The organism is Bacillus sp. AF23, from assembly GCF_020861455.1.
Taxonomy (GTDB): Bacteria; Bacillota; Bacilli; order Bacillales; family Bacillaceae; genus Bacillus; species Bacillus halotolerans.
This window is the reverse complement of the sequence record NZ_JAJHVY010000046.1, coordinates 1-1,264: the sequence shown is the minus strand read 5'-3', so window position 1 is coordinate 1,264 and position 1,264 is coordinate 1. Positions and strand designations below refer to the sequence as shown.

1 protein-coding gene is annotated in these 1,264 nt (G+C 41.6%); it reads right to left on the bottom strand.

Annotated elements, in window-relative coordinates; all coding sequences use genetic code 11:
• Positions 1 to 1,252 (bottom strand): acyl carrier protein (locus LNN34_RS21755; RefSeq protein ID WP_229044604.1); only part of this gene is annotated, 1,252 nt, incomplete at its 3' end.
• Between the last annotated feature and the right edge of the window lie 12 nt (positions 1,253 to 1,264).

The window sequence follows — 1,264 nt, the reverse complement described above, 5'->3', positions numbered from 1 at the left end:
CATCAAGGTTTAAGAAATAAGAAAGTCGCGCCGCCAGAATGGCATTATGGTTTGAGGTAATCCCGGCCTCTTCGTCAACTAACAGTTTGTAATCCCCGTCCTCGATTCCAACAAACATTCCTATTTTTTCGTCTTCAAATGACTTGGAACCATAGCCGGCATCCTCCAATGCCTTCCATGTTTCCTGAAGCAGCAGCCTTTGTCTAGGATCTATGTTTGCTGCTTCACGAGGCGATAGTTCAAAGAAAAGAGGGTCAAATTCAGCAATCCCCGGTACCACTCCAAGTTTTCTGTTCACTGATTTGCCAGCCTCAGTGTTTTCATAACCTTGCCACAATCGAACTCGCTCTTGCGGGAGCTTACGGATTACTTCCCTGCCTTCGAGTAAAATGGACCAAAATTCCTCTATATTCCTTGCATCTGGGAACCTTCCGCTCATTCCGATGATGGCAATGGACTGCTCATTTTCTTTTATTTTCGTATTCTTTCTGCCAGCACGCTTCCGTCTGATCTTTTTCCCCTTATTCTCCAAATCCTGTTCTGCTGCTGAAGCACCCTCTTCTAATGCCATAGAAACTTCCTGCACGCTATCCTGATAAAATCTACTCAGTTGATCAGGGTAGCGATCAAGTAAATATTTATTTAAGCTATCAATGGTTGGGTAACTAAAGAAGATATCTGGTGTAATCGGCAGCTCATAACGTTCGCTTAACACTTCTGCAAATTCGCCAAGACTGACTGAATCAAAACCGAAGTCAGCTAAGTTTTCGTCTGTACAAAGCTTTTCTCCTGGAATTCTAAGTATTCGACTTATCACGTTCTTTAATTCCCAAAGCAGGGACTCTTCTAGACTCCGGAGGCTTCTACCTGTTTCTTTTTCACAGTCAAAGCTCTCTAGTGACATCATTTCCCTCACATGAATTGCTTTTTCCTTTTCTTCTTTATGTCTAGCAACAGGCATAAATCTATTCGCATCTTTCTGATAAAATGCCTGCATTTCATCAGAATAACGTTCAAGGAAATACTGGCTTAACCTCTCTATCGTCGGATAACTAAAAAAGATATCTGGCGTAATATTCAACTTATAATTGCTGGTTAATACATCTGCATATTCACCAAGACTCACTGAGTCGAAACCTAAATCTGACAAGGTTTCATCTGCGTCAAGCTTATCTTTCGAAATTCTAAGAATCTGACTGATCGCATCCTTTAGTTCCCAAATCACACACTGTTTTATGTTCCAGCCGCTCATTTCAGCTCTTCT